This is a genomic window from Kosakonia radicincitans DSM 16656 (assembly GCF_000280495.2).
GTDB lineage: Bacteria > Pseudomonadota > Gammaproteobacteria > Enterobacterales > Enterobacteriaceae > Kosakonia > Kosakonia radicincitans.
In genome coordinates, this window is record NZ_CP018016.1 from 401,973 (window position 1) to 420,685 (window position 18,713).

20 protein-coding genes are annotated in these 18,713 nt (G+C 55.0%); 14 read left to right on the forward strand and 6 right to left on the reverse strand.

The features are described from left to right. Window positions 1-7 precede the first annotated feature (7 nt). The 4 genes from Y71_RS01845 to argD all read left to right on the forward strand — a co-directional run bounded on the left by Y71_RS01845 (window position 8) and on the right by argD (window position 2,672). Window positions 8-178, forward strand: a complete 171-nt coding sequence (locus tag Y71_RS01845; protein WP_007369766.1) for a YhfG family protein — start codon at window positions 8-10, stop codon at window positions 176-178. After that, the gene (locus tag Y71_RS01850; RefSeq protein ID WP_007369767.1) at window positions 168-770 is read left to right on the forward strand and encodes a putative adenosine monophosphate-protein transferase Fic; all 603 of its coding nucleotides are present in this window, start codon (window positions 168-170) and stop codon (window positions 768-770) included. Before Y71_RS01845 ends, Y71_RS01850 begins: the two co-directional genes overlap by 11 nt. A gap of 30 nt (window positions 771-800) precedes the next feature. After that, window positions 801-1,364, forward strand: a complete 564-nt coding sequence (gene pabA / locus Y71_RS01855; RefSeq protein ID WP_007369768.1) for an aminodeoxychorismate synthase component 2 — start codon at window positions 801-803, stop codon at window positions 1,362-1,364. A gap of 87 nt (window positions 1,365-1,451) precedes the next feature. After that, window positions 1,452-2,672, forward strand: a complete 1,221-nt coding sequence (gene argD, locus Y71_RS01860; RefSeq protein WP_007369769.1) for a bifunctional acetylornithine/succinyldiaminopimelate transaminase — start codon at window positions 1,452-1,454, stop codon at window positions 2,670-2,672. On the opposite strand, the gene Y71_RS01865 is transcribed toward argD, so the two are convergent. Then, window positions 2,662-4,740, reverse strand: a complete 2,079-nt coding sequence (locus Y71_RS01865; protein ID WP_007369770.1) for a YccS/YhfK family putative transporter — start codon at window positions 4,738-4,740, stop codon at window positions 2,662-2,664. The two genes, argD and Y71_RS01865, sit on opposite strands and share 11 nt — an antisense overlap. Before the next feature lie 48 nt (window positions 4,741-4,788). Then, window positions 4,789-5,421, reverse strand: coding sequence for a cAMP-activated global transcriptional regulator CRP (gene crp / locus Y71_RS01870; RefSeq protein ID WP_000242755.1), 633 nt, complete (start codon window positions 5,419-5,421; stop codon window positions 4,789-4,791). A gap of 311 nt (window positions 5,422-5,732) precedes the next feature. On the opposite strand from crp, the gene Y71_RS01880 reads away from it, so the two are divergent. Beyond that, window positions 5,733-6,137: an OsmC family protein gene (locus tag Y71_RS01880; RefSeq protein WP_007369771.1), complete on the forward strand. Its 405-nt coding sequence runs from the start codon at window positions 5,733-5,735 to the stop codon at window positions 6,135-6,137. A 29-nt stretch (window positions 6,138-6,166) separates the two neighbouring features. Here Y71_RS01880 and Y71_RS01885 read toward each other — a convergent pair whose 3' ends face one another. From Y71_RS01885 to Y71_RS01895, 3 genes are read right to left on the reverse strand one after another with little or no spacing between them, the layout of a single operon-like run. Beyond that, a complete protein-coding gene (locus Y71_RS01885; RefSeq protein ID WP_007369772.1) occupies window positions 6,167-7,036 on the reverse strand; it encodes a phosphoribulokinase in 870 nt (289 codons plus the stop codon). Window positions 7,037-7,091: 55 nt separating this feature from the next. Beyond that, window positions 7,092-7,310 carry a YheU family protein gene (locus Y71_RS01890; protein WP_007369773.1) on the reverse strand — a complete coding sequence of 73 codons (219 nt, stop codon included), beginning with the start codon at window positions 7,308-7,310 and terminating at the stop codon, window positions 7,092-7,094. After that, window positions 7,307-8,326 carry a hydrolase gene (locus tag Y71_RS01895; RefSeq protein ID WP_007369774.1) on the reverse strand — a complete coding sequence of 340 codons (1,020 nt, stop codon included), beginning with the start codon at window positions 8,324-8,326 and terminating at the stop codon, window positions 7,307-7,309. The genes Y71_RS01890 and Y71_RS01895 overlap by 4 nt, the downstream gene beginning before the upstream one ends. 177 nt (window positions 8,327-8,503) lie before the next feature. Between Y71_RS01895 and Y71_RS01900 the strand changes: the two genes are divergently transcribed. Then, a complete protein-coding gene (locus Y71_RS01900; protein WP_007369776.1) occupies window positions 8,504-9,628 on the forward strand; it encodes a toxic anion resistance protein in 1,125 nt (374 codons plus the stop codon). Window positions 9,629-9,643: 15 nt separating this feature from the next. Next, window positions 9,644-10,627 (forward strand): 5-bromo-4-chloroindolyl phosphate hydrolysis family protein, encoded by a 984-nt coding sequence (locus Y71_RS01905; protein WP_007369777.1) that lies wholly within the window; start codon window positions 9,644-9,646, stop codon window positions 10,625-10,627. A gap of 39 nt (window positions 10,628-10,666) precedes the next feature. On the opposite strand, the gene Y71_RS01910 is transcribed toward Y71_RS01905, so the two are convergent. Further along, complete coding sequence (locus Y71_RS01910; RefSeq protein ID WP_007369778.1) at window positions 10,667-11,389, reverse strand: NUDIX hydrolase; 723 nt, start codon at window positions 11,387-11,389, stop codon at window positions 10,667-10,669. Between the two features lie 196 nt (window positions 11,390-11,585). Here Y71_RS01910 and prs point away from each other — a divergent pair, with 196 nt between their 5' ends. The 7 genes from prs (at window position 11,586) to mdcE (ending at window position 18,600) form a co-directional block, all read left to right on the forward strand. Beyond that, the gene (gene prs / locus Y71_RS01915) at window positions 11,586-12,446 is read left to right on the forward strand and encodes a ribose-phosphate diphosphokinase (RefSeq protein WP_007369779.1); all 861 of its coding nucleotides are present in this window, start codon (window positions 11,586-11,588) and stop codon (window positions 12,444-12,446) included. A gap of 13 nt (window positions 12,447-12,459) precedes the next feature. Further along, on the forward strand, window positions 12,460-13,950 hold the full coding sequence (locus Y71_RS01920; RefSeq protein WP_007369780.1) for a nicotinate phosphoribosyltransferase: 1,491 nt from the start codon (window positions 12,460-12,462) through the stop codon (window positions 13,948-13,950). Window positions 13,951-14,152: 202 nt separating this feature from the next. Further along, the gene (mdcA, locus tag Y71_RS01930) at window positions 14,153-15,808 is read left to right on the forward strand and encodes a malonate decarboxylase subunit alpha (RefSeq protein WP_007369781.1); all 1,656 of its coding nucleotides are present in this window, start codon (window positions 14,153-14,155) and stop codon (window positions 15,806-15,808) included. Then, a complete protein-coding gene (locus Y71_RS01935; RefSeq protein WP_007369782.1) occupies window positions 15,808-16,665 on the forward strand; it encodes a triphosphoribosyl-dephospho-CoA synthase in 858 nt (285 codons plus the stop codon). The genes mdcA and Y71_RS01935 overlap by 1 nt, the downstream gene beginning before the upstream one ends. A gap of 9 nt (window positions 16,666-16,674) precedes the next feature. Further along, window positions 16,675-16,974 carry a malonate decarboxylase acyl carrier protein gene (gene mdcC / locus Y71_RS01940; RefSeq protein WP_007369783.1) on the forward strand — a complete coding sequence of 100 codons (300 nt, stop codon included), beginning with the start codon at window positions 16,675-16,677 and terminating at the stop codon, window positions 16,972-16,974. Beyond that, window positions 16,967-17,803, forward strand: a complete 837-nt coding sequence (locus tag Y71_RS01945) for a biotin-independent malonate decarboxylase subunit beta (protein WP_007369784.1) — start codon at window positions 16,967-16,969, stop codon at window positions 17,801-17,803. The genes mdcC and Y71_RS01945 overlap by 8 nt, the downstream gene beginning before the upstream one ends. Beyond that, a complete protein-coding gene (mdcE, locus tag Y71_RS01950; RefSeq protein WP_007369785.1) occupies window positions 17,800-18,600 on the forward strand; it encodes a biotin-independent malonate decarboxylase subunit gamma in 801 nt (266 codons plus the stop codon). Before Y71_RS01945 ends, mdcE begins: the two co-directional genes overlap by 4 nt. The last annotated feature ends 113 nt before the right edge of the window (window positions 18,601-18,713 follow it).

The window sequence follows — 18,713 nt, forward strand, 5'->3', positions numbered from 1 at the left end:
AGGCGCTATGCCGAAAAAACTCACCGACAGGCAAAAATCCCGTCTCTGGGAGCAGCAGCGCAATGTTAACTTTCAGGCCAGCCGACGACTGGAAGGCGTTGACAGCGCGCTGGTGACGCTCACCGCCGAAGAAGCCAACATCCGACTTGCAGAACTCCGGAGGCACTATGAGCGATAAATTTGGCGATGGCCGCGATCCTTACCTCTATCCAGGCCTGAATGTGATGCGCAACTTACTGGGTATCCACCAGGCGCAGCGCCTTGAACAAGCTGCTTATGAGCTGACGGCATTACGTGCAGCGACGCTTGGACTGGGGCCGCTGGCGCGCGGGCTTCCGCATCTTTGCGCTATTCATCATCACCTTTATCAGGATGTGTTCGACTGGGCCGGGAAGTTTCGGGAAGTAGACATCTACGAGGGCGATACGCGTTTTTGCCATTTCGAATACATCGAAAAAGAGGGCAACGCGCTGATGCAGCAACTGGAAGAAGAAGAGTGGTTGTGCGGCCTGTCTGCGGATGCGTTTATCGAACGACTTGCGCACTACTACTGTGAGATCAATGTGCTGCATCCATTCCGCCTCGGCAATGGCATCGCACAGCGCATCTTTTTTGAACAGCTTGCGCTGCACGCCGGCTATATTCTGGACTGGCGCGGTATCGCTCCTGAACGCTGGAGCGCGGCGAACCAGGCCGGAGCGATGGGTGATTTAGATCCACTGTGCGCTATCTTCCGTAAAGTGGTAAGCGAAGCTGTCGAAAGCGAGTAAACTAGCGCGGTTTATTTTACCGAGGCCGCTATGATCCTGCTTATCGACAATTACGACTCCTTCACCTGGAACCTGTATCAATACTTTTGCGAACTGGGCGCAAGGGTGGAGGTGAGGCGTAACGATGAGCTTTCGCTTGAGGATATTGCCGCGCTGGCACCGCAAAAAATCGTTATCTCGCCAGGCCCTTGTACGCCCGATGAGGCCGGTATTTCACTGGAAGTCATTCGCCATTATGCAGGCAAACTTCCTGTGCTGGGCGTCTGTCTTGGTCATCAGGCGATTGCCCAGGCCTTTGGCGCGACGATCGTCCGTGCGGCAAAAGTGATGCACGGCAAAACATCGCCCATTACCCATAACAATAGCGGCGTGTTTACCGGGCTTAATAATCCGTTAACCGTCACCCGTTACCATTCTTTGGTGATTGATCCACCTACGCTACCCGCCTGCTTTGAAGTCACTGCGCGCACGGAAAGCGGGGAAATAATGGGGATTCGCCATCGGCAGTGGGATCTGGAAGGCGTACAGTTTCACCCGGAAAGTATTCTTAGCGAGCAGGGCCACCAGTTACTGGAAAACTTCCTCAAACGGTGATTTCTGGTTGCCATGCAGTGATTTTTTATGCATATTTCGTGATTATATTTTCATAATCAATGCAACAAAAAATTGGATGGGCAAGACATGGCAACTCAGCAAGACGCGGTAACGCGTGCAAACTTCGATGAAGTGATTCTGCCAATTTACGCACCGGCCGAGTTTATCCCGGTGAAGGGAAAAGGCAGTCGTGTGTGGGATCAGCAGGGTAAAGAGTATGTTGATTTTGCAGGTGGAATTGCGGTAACTGCTTTAGGACACTGCCATCCCGCGCTGGTAGAAACGTTGAAAACGCAGGGTGAAACGCTGTGGCATATCAGCAATGTATTCACCAACGAACCGGCTCTGCGTCTGGCGCGTAAACTGATTGACGCGACTTTTGCCGAGCGCGTGGTGTTTATGAACTCCGGCACGGAAGCGAACGAAACCGCCTTTAAGCTGGCGCGTTTTTATGCATCCACTCGCCATAGTCCGTATAAAACCAAAATTATTGCCTTCCACAATGCTTTCCACGGTCGTTCGCTGTTTACCGTCACGGTTGGTGGTCAACCGAAATATTCCGACGGTTTTGGCCCGAAACCAGCCGATATCATTCATGTGCCGTTCAACGATCTGCACGCGGTGAAAGCTGTCATGGATGATCATACCTGCGCGGTGGTGGTCGAGCCGATCCAGGGGGAAGGCGGTGTTACGGCAGCAACGCCGGAGTTTTTGCAAGGGCTGCGCGAACTGTGCGATCAGCACAAAGCACTGCTGGTATTTGATGAAGTGCAATGCGGCATGGGCCGTAGCGGCGATCTGTTTGCTTATATGCACTATGGCGTGACGCCGGACATTCTGACCAGTGCGAAAGCGCTGGGGGGCGGTTTCCCGATCAGCGCAATGTTGACGACCAATGAGATCGCCAGCGTGTTCCACGCCGGTTCGCACGGTTCCACCTATGGCGGCAACCCGCTGGCCTGCGCGGTAGCGGGAACGGCTTTTGACATTATCAACACGCCAGAAGTGCTCAACGGTGTGAATGCTAAACGCCAGCTTTTCGTTAAGCATTTGCAGCAGATCGGCGAAAAATATCAACTCTTCAGCGAAGTTCGCGGCATGGGGTTGTTGATTGGCGCTGAATTGACTGCGCCGTTCAAAGGCCGCGCGCGTGATTTTCTCTATGCTGCCGCAGATGCGGGCGTAATGGTGCTGAACGCCGGTCCGGACGTAATGCGCTTTGCGCCGTCGCTGGTTATTGACGAGCAGGATATTGATGAAGGGATGCGCCGCTTTGCCAGCGCGGTAGAGAAAGTGGTTAATGGTTAAGGCGTCGGCTTAGCCAGATGCCATGATGCGGGCGCTGACGCCATGCCACTGACGAAATGGTGTGCATGGTGTTCAGATGCCCGATAACCCGTTGTAAATGCTGTTCAAGCGTGCTCATTGGCCCGTGGGTCAACGTTTCCGGCGCTTCAAGAATATTCACATCACCGGACTCTCCCGGTCCGTCATACTCCAGCCGCTGCTGACAACGTTGCAGCGCAATTTCGCAGGACTGTAAATAGCGCTGCGCCAGCTCCGGCGTCAGCATCGTATGCTCACGCGCCAGCGTGGTCATCGCATTGATATGTTCGACAATAAATTGACTGTGCGTCACCCACAACTTCATATCTTCCAGATAACGGGTGTTAAAGCCCGGTTCCTGCATTGCCTGATTGAGCGAGTTAAAAAGTGCATTATGTGCCTGGTTGACGCGCATACGCTGCCAGGCGAGCGGCGTGGGCTGCGGGTCATCGCTGAGGATCAGGCGAATCGCCTGCTGGTCTGTTTCCAGCGCGTCGTGGGCATTCTGGCGCAGCAAACCGCTTTGCCATTGCGGCCACAGCCAGACCATACCGCCAAAGGCGATCAGGCAGCCAATTAAGGTATCGATTAGCCGCGCGACAATAAATTCTTCGCCGTTTAAGGTCAACAGTTGCAATGAGTACACCGCGGTAATGGTAAAGCCGACCATCGCCCAGCCGTAGTTTTTGCGGATAATCAGATAGCTGACCAGCGTAATCAATAACATGGCCGTCAGCGTAAAGCCGAGCGGAACATGAAAGTGCAACGTGATCCCGGCGATCACCAGCCCGGCAATGGTTCCTGCCGCCCGGTGGACAATGCGTACGCGTGTCGCGCCATAACCATTTTGCGTAACAAACATAATTGTCATCATGATCCAGTAGGGCTTCGGCAGATGCAGGGCGCTGCCCATCAGGCCGGCAATACTGAGCATCACACTGATGCGCGCCGCATTACGCAGCGCGGCGGATTTCAGGGACAAATAGCTTTTCAGCGCCGGGAGAAATGGTAATCGACGCTGCTTCTCTGCCATCAAATCGCGGATGTACAGAGGACGCTGCGTACGTAGTACGCGGGCGATGCGGCTAAAGTGCCAGGCGCAGAACTGGCCTACCGGATTATCCGGGTGCTGGCGGGCGATTTTTTCCAGCGCGCCAATTTGCTTCTCCATCGTGAAACGCGTCGGATACCGATGGTAGAGAATATCGTCCGCCAGCACGCGTAAACGGGCGGCAACGGTCTGCGCATTCCAGCGGATCACCTGCTCGGCATGGGTTTGTTCAACCAGTTTTTGTACTTCTTCCGGCTGGTGCAGGCTAACGGAAATATGCTCTTGCAAATCCAGCGCGACCTGGAAAACGCGCAGCAGGCGTTTGTAGTCGTTATGCTGATTGGCCGCCAGCATATGCAATTGTTGATAGCACTGGCTTATCATATCCACCGCTTTTTGCTGGCGTGCAAGCAGCGGCGGCAGGGCTTTTTCCGGATCGGCGTGCTGCGTCAGCAGGCTGTATTTGGCCTCGCAATAATCAGCCAGTTGCCGGTAGAGCAGGCTTAACGATTCGCGCAGCGGTTGTTCCCGCCACATCCAGAACCAGAACCAGTTAAACAGCCCGTACCACAGCGTGCCCAGCGCGTAGATCAGCAGTGGTTCCCACACCGGCATATTCCCGGCGAGGCTGAGCGTGAAGATGGCGGCAATCAGCGAGGCGGGCAGTAAGCGCGCGTGCAATGCGCTGATCTCGGCCGTGACGCCCAGTAGCAGGGTCAGCATGGTAAAGATCAGCGGCAGCGGAAGATCTTCCGCCAACAGCAATTGCACAGCCAGGCTGCTACCCGCAAACAGACTGCCGCCAATAATCAGGCGCTTAAAGAAACGCTTATGCGGCGTGTCGAGACCGGCAATATTGCAGCAAGCGGGAACGAGTGAGAAAAGCAGACCCTGTTGCAGATGGCCGACGAGCAGGCCAATCGCCACAGGCAGACATAACACCAGCGTTTGTCGCAGTGCGTAGTTGATTTCGGGGTGATAAATCAGCCTGCGCCACATGAGGAGAGAAAAACGGCGCGCCGGGTAAACGATGCGCCGTTTTACGGATTAACGTGTTCCGTATACCACGATGGTTTTACCGTGGGCGGAGATCAGGTTCTGATCTTCCAGCATTTTCAGGATGCGGCCGACAGTCTCACGGGAGCAGCCAACGATTTGGCCAATCTCCTGGCGAGTGATTTTAATCTGCATGCCGTCCGGGTGAGTCATTGCGTCCGGCTGTTTTGCCAGATTCAGCAGCGTCTGCGCGATACGGCCCGTTACGTCCAGGAACGCCAGGTTGCCGACTTTCTCCGAGGTCACCTGAAGGCGACGCGCCATCTGTGCGGAGAGGCGCATCAGAATATCCGGGTTCACCTGGATAAGCTGACGGAATTTTTTGTAGGAAATCTCGGCGACTTCACAAGCGGTCTTGGCGCGTACCCAGGCACTGCGCTCCTGACCTTCTTCGAACAAGCCCAGTTCACCGATAAAATCACCCTGATTAAGGTAAGAGAGAATCATCTCTTTACCTTCCTCATCCTTGATTAGCACTGCCACTGAGCCTTTAACGATGTAGTACAGCGTTTCCGCTTTTTCACCCTGGTGAATCAGCGTGCTCTTCGACGGGTACTTATGAATGTGGCAATGAGACAAGAACCATTCGAGAGTCGGGTCTGTTTGCGGTTTGCCAAGCACCATGCGCGGTTATCCTCTGTTATAAGCTGGCTCCGAAAGCGGGGATGTAGTTTCAGCCTGCTTCCGGGGTTGCAATCAAAGCTTCTCATGTCCTGAGAAGTAGGCCGTCAGCGTTATCTGCGGCCTCTAATCTACGATGTCATGCATACATGCGTAACATCCATTTATCTCTGTAGCATCCAGATTGTTTTAGCATAGGTTTTCACGCCTGTCTCCTGGTGTCTCGCTTCAGCATGACGCAGGTCGCCTTCCGTTGCGAGTTTTGTTATGTACGCGTAATCTGTGGAGAAAATTACTACTCCGGAGTGAATAAAATGCAGGCACGAGTGAAATGGGTTGAAGGGTTAACCTTCCTGGGTGAGTCCGCATCTGGCCACCAAATTCTGATGGACGGTAATTCCGGGGATAAAGCGCCAAGTCCGATGGAGATGGTGCTGATGGCTGCGGGCGGTTGCAGCGCAATTGACGTCGTTTCCATCCTGCAGAAAGGACGCCACGACGTGACCGACTGCGAAGTGAAGCTGACTTCCGAGCGCCGTGAAGAAGCGCCGCGTCTGTTTACGCACATCAATCTGCACTTTATCGTCACCGGTAAGGCGCTGAAAGACGCGGCGGTTTCCCGCGCGGTGGATCTGTCGGCAGAAAAATATTGCTCCGTAGCGTTGATGCTGGAGAAGGCCGTGAAGATCACCCACTCCTACGAGGTTATCGAAGCCTGATGCCCTGGCCCGGCGATCGGTTTGCCGGGCTACTTAATCTTTTTCCCTTCCATCAGCCGTTGCACCAGCGGCGTCATAATCAATTCCATCGCCAGCCCCATCTTGCCGCCCGGTACCACCAGCGTATCCATATGGGAAATAAACGAACCTTGCAGCATCGCCAACAGCCACGGGTAATCAATGCCCTGCAAATTCTGGAAGTGAATGACCACAAAGCTTTCATCGAGTGACGGAATGCCTTTTGCGGCAAAAGGGTTAGAAGTATCGACTGTCGGCACACGCTGGAAGTTGATGTGCGTACGGGAAAACTGCGGGGTGATAAAGTTGATGTAATCTTCCATCGAGCGAACCACCGAATCCATCACTGCTTCACGGGAGTGTCCGCGTTCGCTGGTGTCGCGAATCAGTTTCTGGATCCACTCCAGGTTGACGATCGGCACCACGCCAACCAGCAAATCAACGTGCCGCGCCACGTCATTTTGCGGTGTTACTACGCCGCCGTGCAGCCCTTCGTAAAACAGCACGTCGGTGGGTTCCGGCAGCGGTTGCCAGGGCGTAAACGTGCCCGGAACCTGATTCCACGGCACCGCTTCATCGTAGGTATGCAGATATTTACGCGTTTGCCCGGTTCCGCTCTGGCCATATTCGCTAAAGGTTTGTTCGAGCAGGCCAAAGTCATTGGCATCCGGGCCAAAGTAACTGATATGCCGCCCAAGATCGCGGGCTTTGCGGATCGCCATATCCATTTCCGGACGGGTATAGCGATGGAAGCTGTCACCTTCCACTTCTGCGGCATGCATATCGAGCTGGGCGAAGATTTTACGGAAGGCGACGCTGGTCGTGGTGGTTCCCGCGCCGCTGGAGCCAGTAACGGCGATGACCGGATGTTTGGCGGACATAGCAACTCCCTGAATAAAACTGTGTTTGCAGTATAGTCAGCCGCCATCTACCCGGTTAACCGTGGAACTGCCCCCGCGGCATAATATTTACTGTCTCGTGCAGTTCCGACCACACCAGTACAGCTTCACCGCGTTGCAGTTGACGTTTAACGTCAGCGACTTTTTGTTCTAGCGAACGTTCATGTTCACCATAATCGGTGCCTTCGCGCAAGACAAAGCTCTCAATCAGATTGTTCAGCGTGTCGGCGTCAATCTCTTGCCAGGGAATAATCATGATGTTCTCAGCCAGGTGGAAAGCCAGTCCGGAATGCGCTTTTCCAGCCACATTTCCGGTCGGCGCAGTGTACCGCCGACAAACCCGACATGACCGCCGTGTTCTGTCAGTTGGTACTCAATATTTGGCGGTAAATGCCCGGCGTCGGGAATGACGTTGTGATCCATAAACGGATCATCTTTGGCGTGAATGATCAGCGTCGGTTTGCGGATCAGCGGCAACTGCGGCATGGCGCTACAGCGGCGATAGTAATCCAGCGCATCCGCAAAGCCGTGGATTTTGGCGGTGATCAAATCGTCAAATTCACGGATACGCCGCACTTTCCGCAGCGCTGGCAGCGTTGTCGGCAGCGAGCCGGGATAGGCTCTTAATTTGCGTGCGGCGTTCGCTTTCAGCAAATTCAGCAGGTAACGCTGATAGAAGCGGGAAAACCCTTTTTCCATATGATAGCTGCACGCTTCCAGCATCAATGGCGCAGAGACAATCACGGCTGCATCAACGGGAAGAGAATCATCGGCTTTGGCCAACAGACAGCCAAGCATATTGCCGCCCAGCGAATACCCTACCGCCGCGGTCGGCGCCGGGCCGAAGGTTTCTGGCAGCCAGCGCAAAAACCAGGTGCCATCTTCGGTTTCGCCGGAGTGGTAGATGCGGTTCAGGCGGTTGGGAATGCCGCTACACCCGCGAAAATGCATCACCACGCCCAGCCAGCCGCGCTCTTTTGCCGCATGGATAAGACCATGCGCATACGGACTGTGCAGGCTTCCTTCCAGGCCGTGAAACACGACCAGACGCGGTTTGTGTTTTGCTTGCCCGGGCTCTTCGCTCCAGGCGAGATCGACGAAGTCGCCGTCCGGCAACTCCAGGCGCTGCCACCAGGGATCAAACTGTAAGCGGCGGCGTAGAATGCGAGGCAGCATCGTTTGTAGATGCGGATTCCGCGCACCCGGCATCGGATGAAAGTTGTGCGAATCTTCCTGATTTTCAAGAAGATTTGCAGGGGTAATATCTGCCATCGTGTTAAATCATCTCAAGAAACTGACGCTTATTATACTTGCGAATATTTAAGCTGTTTAATACTTTGCTGCTGTTGTACCGTATTACGCTCTATGGACAGCCTTATAACGATTTAATAAATCAGCAATTTCATTCCATTACTGCTGTCCGCTTTTCACTCATTGAGGACTCATTGGATGACGGAAAATACCTCGCTTGACCTTGCGGCGCCACAGCAGCTCAATCAGGCAATTAACGACTTACCCGGCAGTGAAAATTTAACCCCAGCCGAGCAAACGCAAATCCAGAATATCGTTGAAGAAATTAATATTAACGATCCGGTGTTCTCGCTGGCCTTTGGCGCCAAAACCATGAACAGCATCTCGCAGTTTTCTGAATCGCTGATGCAGGAAGTCCGGGCGAAAGACGCTGGCGTGATTGGCGCACAGCTGACCGATCTGCTGATGAAAATCAAGCAGGTGGATATCAGCGCCTTCGAGCAAAAACCGGGTTTCCTCGCTTCACTACCGCTGTTGGGATCGCTGTTTAACCGGATCGAGCGCACCATGCTGGAATACCAGACGCTGGCGAAGCAGGTAGATACCATCACCGAAAAGCTGAACGAAGCGATGGTGGATCTGCTGCGTAATATCTCGGTCCTGGAGATCCTGTTTGATCGTAACCGCGACGTTTTTCAGCAAATCACGTTGCATATCATTGCCGGTAAGCAAAAGCTGGAGCAGATCAAACAGAACGAACTACCCGCTTTGCAGGCGCAGGCGGCAACCGATCCGATGAACGCACAGCGCCTTCGGGATCTGCTGGAGGGCATTCAGCGCTTTGAGCGTCGTCTGCATGATTTGATGCTGTCGCGCACCATTGCGATGCAGTCCGCGCCACAAATCCGCCTGATGCAAAGTAACAGCCAGTCCCTGGCGGAAAAGATCCAGAGCAGCATTCTTTCCACTATTCCTGTCTGGAAGAGCCAGATTGCGCTGTCGATGTCATTACAGACTCAGCGTCAGGCGGCAAAACTGCAAAAAGACGTTGCCGATACGACCAACGACTTACTGCGCCGCAATGCAGAAATGTTGCAAACCGGAACGCTGGAAACAGCGCGCGAAGTGGAGCGTTCGGTCGTGGATATCGAAACCCTGCGTGAGGTGCAGACGCGGTTGCTCAGCACCATTGAAGACTCCGTGAAGATCGCTACCGACGCGCGCCAGCGCAGAGCCGAGGTGGAAAAAGAGTTGGTCACGATGGAAAACGATCTGCGTAGCCGCCTGGCGTCTATTGCCAACGGCGCGGTGCGTCAGCAGTAAGGCGGGAGAAAGACGATGTTCGATAAAGTAGGAACGCGGCTGGATACTATTTACAGCAAGCGTTTGAATCGGGTCGCTCTCCAGCTACTTATGTTTTTCATTGGAGCGATGTATGCCACTTATTTTGCTCCGTACGCCACGCAGGCTAATACAGGGCTGGGTAGTGAAGCGGTCGGGATAGAAACGAGCTTCGCTGCGGTGGACTGGTTTTGTTTTATTTTGCTCTGCCGCACGTTGTTCTTCGATCGTATCGCGCTGTGTGTCGGGATGCTGGCGGGCTTTTGCTGGCTTTTTGTGGGCGATGCGGTAGCGCTGCCATTTTGGGCAGGAACAATGGCGCTGTTGGTGCACATCTACAGAAGCGGGTGGAGCAAACTGGGTAAAATCCACATCTGGTATCTGTTTTTATGGTTCTCGGCCGCGTTGAAGTATGGCTCGATCTATGAATACACCGCACATCCTGTTTACCTGACGCTGTTTGCCTTGCTATTTGCCGGATACCTCCTGTACGAGCTGGCGCTGAAAGTTAACGCCCGCAGGCAACAGGACCGGTTGGCAATGTTTGCCGAAGCGGAAAGAGAGAAAGAAAAACTGGCTGATTCGGATAAAGCGCTGGTGCAGCGGATATCTCGTCTGGAACAAATCAGCGATTTGCCTGGGCCGCTACTGGTCGAGCTCGCTCAAATCATTCATTCGGCGCAGCAGATTGTGGTGTGCATGAAGACTGACGAGCGGGATGAAGTGTCCGGACGGAGATTTTTGGAGCGCTACTTGCCGGGCGTTGAAATGATCGTCACGCAGGGGCAGTCCCTTTCAAAGCAGTTGATAGACGATGAGTTGCGCCGAAAGACGACTGAAGATCAACTGGATATGTTGATCCGCTTAAGAAGTGCTTTTCATCAGCAGCATCAGGCGCTACTGGAAAACGACACGGACGATTTTGATTCAGAGCTCAGAACGCTGGACAAACTTCTTAAAACAGACGGCTATGTGAAATAAAAGCGCGCCTGCACCCGCAATAGCGTGGGTGCAGGTATGTTACCCATCCGCCAGTAAATTCCGTGTAAAAAGATGAATGTCGGCGTCCGGTTTGCGTCGCCACAAACGCGCTTTACGCGCGCCGGTCGCCACGCTCTGACCCGTCTCTTCAAACATGCCAGAAGCTTCAAAGCGGCGGATCAAACTTTTACGCTGAATAGGCTGACCAAGAATGATTTCGGTCGCCTCCTGCAATTGCGCCTGGGTAAACGTCTCCGGCAAGCAGTAAACCGGCAGTAACGAGTACATGGTTTTCTGACGCAGCCGGTGCAGCGCCGCCTGAATAATATCGCGGTGATCAAATGCCAGCTCAATGGTATCCAGCTCGCTGACGGGCACCCATTTCGCATCACTCACACTGGCAATATGCGGCGCACAAGAAACCCATGAAATCAGCGCGTACCAGGCGATAGTCAGGCTCCAGCCGCGTGGATCTCGCTGTGGGCCGGAAAAGGTATCGAGCTGTTCCAGCCAGGAGGGAGAGACGCCGGTTTTTTCCGTGAGTTTGCGCAGCGCTGTGGTGCGTGTGGAATCATCCTGCGCCATGTCGATAAACCCACCGGGCAATCCCCAGCGCCCTTGCTGCGGCTGGCTTGCACGCTTTACCAATAGCACGCAAAGCACCTGCTGATGCACGGTAAACAGCACACTATCCACCGTCACCAGTGGTGAGGGAAAACGGCTGGCATCATAAGCTTCCAGGTACTCTGCTTCGCTGATCATGGCTCTCTCGCTCCTTTTTACACGTCACAAGTTTATCAGCCTGCCCTGGAGCGGCAAGCTAACTTTTATCAGCTTAATTTTCAGCGAGTTAACTTGTTATTTCGTGGTAATTGGAAAAAACGCTTGCCTTAATAGTGTCTCATAGACAATATTAAAAGTGTCCAAGGGACATTAATGAGTTAAAGCGAGGTGAATGATGGCGAGCAGAATCGAATTAGTGATTGATAATGAGCAGGTTGAGATTAGCCATGGCGTCTTTCCCGATGGCGCTGTATGGCTAAAAGTGGCCGGTAAACTTCCCTCATTCGCCCTGCATATGCGGGTACGTGTCGCCGCCATGCGCGATATGAACGACTTTATGTTACTGGCACAACTGGTGGATGCCGTGCGCCATGTTACCGATATCGCAGTGAGCCATCTGGAGCTGGCATGGTTGCCGTGGGCACGTCAGGACCGCCATATGGTGGCAGGTGACAGCTTCGCACTGAAGGTTTTTGCCGACCAGCTCAATACCCTGAATTTCGACAAAGTGTATATCCTCGACCCGCACAGCGATGCTGCGGCGGCAGCCATCAAGAACTGCGTAGTGATTGCGCAGGAAAGTGGCCTAATGCAGAGCGAAACGCTGCGTCGCGCCATAGGCAAGGGCGAGCTGATGCTGGTCGCGCCGGACGCCGGTGCGCTGAAGAAAATCCACAACGTGGCAAAAGCCAGCGGCGCGCAAAGCTACGCCATCCTGACGAAAGAACGTGATGTTGCAACAGGAAATCTTACGGGGTTTGCGTTGGTGGCTGGTGATGTGGCGGGCAAGGATGTGCTGATCGTTGATGACCTTTGCGATGCGGGCGGCACCTTTATCGGCTCAGCGCAGGTGCTGCGCGATGCCGGGGCTCGCAGTGTCAGTCTGTATGTCACGCACGGCGTCTTCTCCAAAGGGGTCGAACACTTGCTGAATAATGGCATTGACGCAATTTACACCACCACCTCCTTCACCTCGCCTGAGCTTGCAGACCCGCGAGTTGAACTGATCGACATCAACACTATTTTCCGCGCTTAAGGGAGCCAACATTATGAAAATCAATCCCATTCTGGCTATCGACGGTTATAAAGTTTCGCACCGTGTGCAATACCCGCAGGGAACAACTCAGGTTTACTCCAACTTTACCCCGCGCAGCGACCGCTTTTTCCAGTCTCCCGTTGCGGATGGCAAGCTGGTGTTTTTCGGCCTGCAAGGCTTTCTGAAGTGGTTTATGGTTGATTTGTTCAATGCCGACTTTTTTACCCGCCAGGAAGATGACGTCGTCAATGAATATAAGCAGGTGATGGATAATTATCTCGGCAGGGATGCCGTGGCGGTCGATCATATTCGCGCGCTGCATCGTTTGGGGTATCTGCCGCTGCACATAAAGTCGCTGGATGAAGGCAGTAAAGTGCCAATGAAAGTCCCGGTTTTGACGATTACCAACACCCGTGAGGAGTTTTTCTGGCTGGTGAACTACCTGGAAACTGTGCTCTCCGCTGAATTATGGAAAGCCTCCACCAACGCCACCATTGCCCACCACTACCGTAAAATTTGTCAGCAGTGGGCAGAGAAAACCTGCACCGATTTATCGCATCTGGATTTCCAGTGTCACGACTTCTCTTTTCGCGGCATGGCCGGTCTCCACGATACGGCGCAGGCTGGGGCCGGTCACCTGCTGAGTTTCAAAGGTACCGACAGCATTCCGTCGCTGCTGTATGTCCGCGATCACTACACTGGCGGTGAAGAATACTTTATTGGTGCCAGCATTCCCGCTACAGAACACAGCGTGATGTGCATGGGTGAACACGATCATGAAATCGAAACGTTCCGTCGTCTGATTGCCGATATTTATCCGCAGGGATTTGTTTCTATCGTATCGGATACCTGGGATTACTGGCGTGTACTGACGGAATACACCAGGGAATTGAAACAGATCATTCTCCACCGTGAGGGACGCGTGGTGTTCCGCCCGGACAGCGGCGATCCGGTAGAGATCCTTTGCGGGACGGGGGCAGATAATGACATGCATCCGGAACGCAGCCCGGAAGAGAAAGGTTCGGTAGAGGTGCTGTGGGAAATCTTTGGCGGCACGATTAATGAGAAAGGTTACAAAGTGCTGGATCCGCATGTTGGCCTGATTTATGGGGACTCCATCACCCTGGCGCGTGCGAATGAGATCCTGCGCCGTCTGGAAGCCAAAGGTTTTGCCAGCTCCAACGTGGTGTTTGGCGTCGGTTCCTTTACTTATCAGTACAACACCCGTGACACCTTCGGTTTCGCGATGAAAGCGACCTGGGGAGCGGTAAACGGCGAAGGACGCATGATTTTTAAAGAGCCGAAAACCGATAATGGTCTGAAACGTTCGGCGCGGGGACTACTGCGCGTGGAGCGCGATGCGCAGGGGGAACTGCAACTGTATGATGAACAGAGTTGGGAGCAGGAAAAAGGCGGTGAACTGAAAACGCGCTTCCTTGATGGCAAACTCTATCAAACGGAGCATTTCGAGCAGATTCGCCAGCGTCTGGCCAGCCAGCGCTAATCTTTCGTTGGCGGTACGTTCCGTACCGCCATAATACTTTTCTTATCTGGCGAAACTGATCCACATCACAGATTGTTTCGTTGATTATTACTCCCAGGCTAATGATTTCGTCGCCTCCTTAATTGATGCCTTTCTCAGCAAAGCGCACACTGAGTTCAGTGTTAAGCAAGTCAAAATGATGAGCTGAATCAGGAGGTTAACAATGTTATCTGGGCAAACGCCAGCACTGGTATGGAACACGCGGCGCAGCGAGAAACAGCGTCGCCTGGCGTCCATTCCCGTGCAGGGCAAGGTACTGCCGACCGGCGACCTTGTCGCCATGCTGGAAAAACTGATCGCCCCCGGCGACCGTGTCGTTCTCGAAGGGAACAACCAAAAGCAGGCGGATTTTCTCTCCCGCTCGCTGGCTGAAGTCAATCCGCAGAAAGTGCATGATCTGCATATGATTATGCCGAGCGTCGGCCGTAGCGAACATCTTGATATCTTCGAAAAAGGCATCGCGCGCAAACTCGATTTCTCTTTCTCCGGTACGCAGAGCCTGCGCATTTCGCAGCTGCTGGAAGATGGTCTGCTGGAAATCGGCGCCATCCACACTTACATCGAACTTTACTCCCGCCTGTATGTTGACCTGTGCCCGAATGTGGCACTGATTGCCGGTTACAAAGCCGACCGTAAAGGTAACCTCTACACCGGCCCCAGCACCGAAGATACGCCGGCTCTGGTGGAAGCCGCTGCGTTCCGCGACGGTATTGTCATTGCGCAGGTTAACGAACTGGTGGATGACGAATGCGATCTGCCGCGTGTCGATATTCCTGGCTCGTGGATCGACTACGTAGTGGTAGCGGACAAACCGTTCTTTATCGAACCGTTGTTTACCCGCGATCCGCGTTTGATCAAACAAGAACACATCCTGATGGCGATGATGGCGATTAAAGGCATCTACGCAGAACATCAGGTGCAGTCGCTGAACCACGGTATCGGTTTCAATACGGCGGCGATTGAACTGCTGCTGCCGACTTACGGCGAACAGCTCGGCCTGAAAGGCAAAATCTGTAAACACTGGACGCTGAACCCGCATCCGACGCTGATCCCGGCGATTGAGAGCGGCTGGGTGGAAAGCGTGCACTGCTTCGGCGGCGAGCTGGGGATGGAAGAGTATATCCGCGCGCGTCCGGACGTGTTCTTCACCGGTTCTGATGGTTCAATGCGTTCCAACCGTGCGTTCTGCCAGTTAGCAGGTCAGTACGCGGTGGATATGTTTATCGGCTCTACGCTGCAGGTTGATGGCCTGGCGAACTCCTCCACGGTTACTCGTGGTCGTCTCTCTGGCTTCGGCGGCGCGCCAAACATGGGGCATGACCCGCACGGTCGTCGCCATGCAACACCTGCCTGGCTGAATATGATCACCGAACCGGATCCGATGCAACGCGGTAAAAAACTGGTCGTGCAGATGGTTGAAACCTTCCAGGCCGGGGCGAAACCGACCTTTGTGGAAAAACTCGACGCTGTTGAAGTGGCGAAAACCTCCGGCATGCCGTTGGCACCCGTCATGATCTATGGCGATGACGTGACTCACGTGCTCACCGAAGAGGGGATTGCTTACCTCTATCGTGCGGAAAGCATCGAAGAGCGCCGCGCGATGGTGGCGGCGGTGGCCGGTATCACCGATATCGGTCTGGGTGTTGACGCCAAACGCGTGGCGCAACTTCGTCAGAGTGGCAAAGTGGTTTACCCGGAAGATATGGGCATTCGTCGTACTGATGCCACCCGTTCGTTGCTGGCAGCCAGCAGCGTGGCGGATCTGGTGGAATGGTCCGGCGGTCTTTACAACCCACCTGCGAAATTCCGGAGCTGGTAATGAAACTTCTGCCACGGATTGAAGCTGAAGGCGGTGCCGATTGGCTGGCGCGAGCCGCCACGCAGAGTCTGATTGACGAAGCACGATTAAGCCCCAAGCCCGGTCTGGTGGACAGTCGGGGGAACGGCGCGCACCACGATTTAACGCTTGAACTGATGGAGCGTTCCGCGCACAGCCTGACCCCCACGTTTCAGGCGCTGGCGCAACAGAGCTGGTTACGGCCGGTAGATGTGGCGCTCAGACAAACCATCGGGCGATTGGGCCGCGAAGGCGAGCAGCAGATGATGGCGGCAACCGGCGGTGTGAATACGCATCGTGGCGCGATTTGGGCGCTGGGGTTGCTGGTCAGCGCTGTGGCGATGCTCGGCGGCAGCGGCCCGGCTGAGGCGATTACCGCCACCGCCGCAAAGCTGGCGCAACTGCCGGACGAGGCCGCGCCGAAAGTGTTCAGTAAAGGGCTGCGTGCTACCCATCGTTACCGGGTGCCCGGCGCGCGCGAAGAAGCGCAGCAGGCGTTTCCACACATCATGAAGCTGGCACTGCCGCAGTTGCAGCAAAGCCGCCAGCGCGGCGGCAGCGAAACTGCCGCACGGCTGGATGCGTTGATGGCGATCATGACCTCGCTCAGCGACACCTGTGTTTTATCGCGCGCCGGTCTGGAAGGGCTGGAGACGATGCGTGAAGGCGCACGGAATGTGTTGCAGGCAGGCGGTGTTGCCCATCCGCACGGCTGGCAAGCGCTGGCTGACCTCGACAGGCAAATGCTGGCGCTGAACGCTTCACCCGGCGGCGCGGCGGATTTACTGGCCGCCACACTGTTTCTCGATCGCCTGACCACGCCTTATTTAGCGAATTAAGAGGAAGTTATGGAACATATCACGATCACTGTGCCTGCCGGCCGCGTATTGCGCGGTAGAGCACTGGCAGGCGTTGTGGGCTCCGGGGATATGGAGGTGTTATTCACCGCCGACCAGGGGCAGACACTGACAATCGATATCACCACCTCCGTGGACAACAGCCGTGGACGTTGGGAAGCGCTGTTCACCCGTCTGGGGCTGGTCAGCACGCTGCCCGCTGGCCAGCTTGTGATTCACGATTTCGGCGCGACGCCCGGTGTGGCGCGCATCCGTATCGAACAGGTATTCGAAGAGGTGAGCTATGCGTGACGATCGCAGTTTTATCGAACTCAAAGCGCGTCAGCGCGCGCAGGCGCTGCTGGATGAAGGCAGCTACCGCGAATTGTTGAATCCGTTTGAGGGCATTATCTCCCCGTGGTTAGGGCCGCAGGGCATTGTTCCGCAGGCGGATGACGGCATGGTAGTCGCTAAAGGCACCATCAATGGTCAACCGGCTGTTGTCGTGGCGATTGAAGGCGCGTTCCAGGGCGGCAGTATGGGCGAAGTCTCCGGCGCGAAAATGGCGGCGGCACTGGAACTGGCGGCAGAAGATAACCGCAAAGGGATCCCGACGCAGGCCGTTCTGTGTCTTGAAACCGGCGGCGTGCGCTTGCAGGAAGCCAACCTCGGGCTGGCGGCGATTGCCGATATTCATGCGGCGATCGTTGACCTGCGTCGTTATACCCCGGTTGTCGGTATTGTTGCCGGCACGGTGGGCTGCTTTGGCGGGATGTCTATCGCCGCCGCGCTGTGCAGTTATCTGATTGTGACCCGCGAAGCGCGTCTCGGTCTGAACGGCCCGCAGGTGATTGAGCAGGAAGCGGGGATTGAAGAGTACGACTCCCGCGACCGTCCGTTTATCTGGAGCATGACCGGCGGTGAAGTGCGTTATCGCAGCGGGCTGGTGGATGCGCTGGTCGGCGACGGCGTGAACGCGGTGAAAAACGCGATGAATGACGCCATTGCCAAAGGCGTTCCGGCGAAACACCGCACCGATAACTACGACGATTATCTGCAACGTCTGACCCGGTTCGACACCCGTAAACAAGCGGATGCTGAACAGATCAACGCGTTATTTGCCGGGGAGGGTAAAGCATGAGTACGACAGTCAGCCGTGGTGCCTTATGGCTGGAAAAACTGGCACCGAATGCGCAACGTCTGAGCGGGCTGTGCCCGTCCGTACAGGCCGCTGATGGTCAGGTGAACGGTGAAGCGGTGCGTTTTATCGCTGTGGTACCGGACGCCAACAACCACTATCCGCGCGCCGCGAAAGGCGAAGTCGGTTTGCTGGAAGGCTGGACGCTGGCGAAAGTGGTCAGCGAAACGGTCGCTGCCGATGCGAACAGCAGCGTGAAACGCCCGATCATTGCGGTGATTGACGTGCCAAGCCAGGCTTACGGCCGTCGTGAAGAGGCATTTGGTATTCACCAGGCGCTGGCTGGCGCGGCTGCGGCGTATGCCAATGCGCGCCTGGCGGGCCACCCGGTGATTGGTCTGATCGTCGGTAAAGCGATGTCCGGGGCATTTCTGGCCCACGGCTACCAGGCCAACCGCCTGATCGCCTTTAACGATTCCGGTGTGTTGATCCACGCGATGGGTAAAGACTCGGCGGCGCGTATTACGCTGCGTACCGTGGAAGCGCTGGAAAAACTGGCGGCGACCATTCCGCCGATGGCCTACGACATTAGCAACTATGCCACGCTGGGGCTGCTGTCGGATCTGCTGAACATCAGCAATCCGGATGCGCCTTCAGAAAGCGATCTGACGCAGGTGAAGAACACTCTGCAACAGGCAATCAAAGACGCTCGTCAGGACACCACGTTGAAAAACCGTCTGGGTGCTGACAACCGCCGCAGCTCCGCTCTTGTGCGCGAACGCATGAAAGCAAGCTGGTAAGTAAAAAAAGAAACCTGCCAGATAGCAAACCCGTGGGCGCGTACGCCGCGCCCACGCGGCATCCTGCATCTGAAAATAATAACCATCGCGCTATTTCTCTTTTTTCTTAAAGG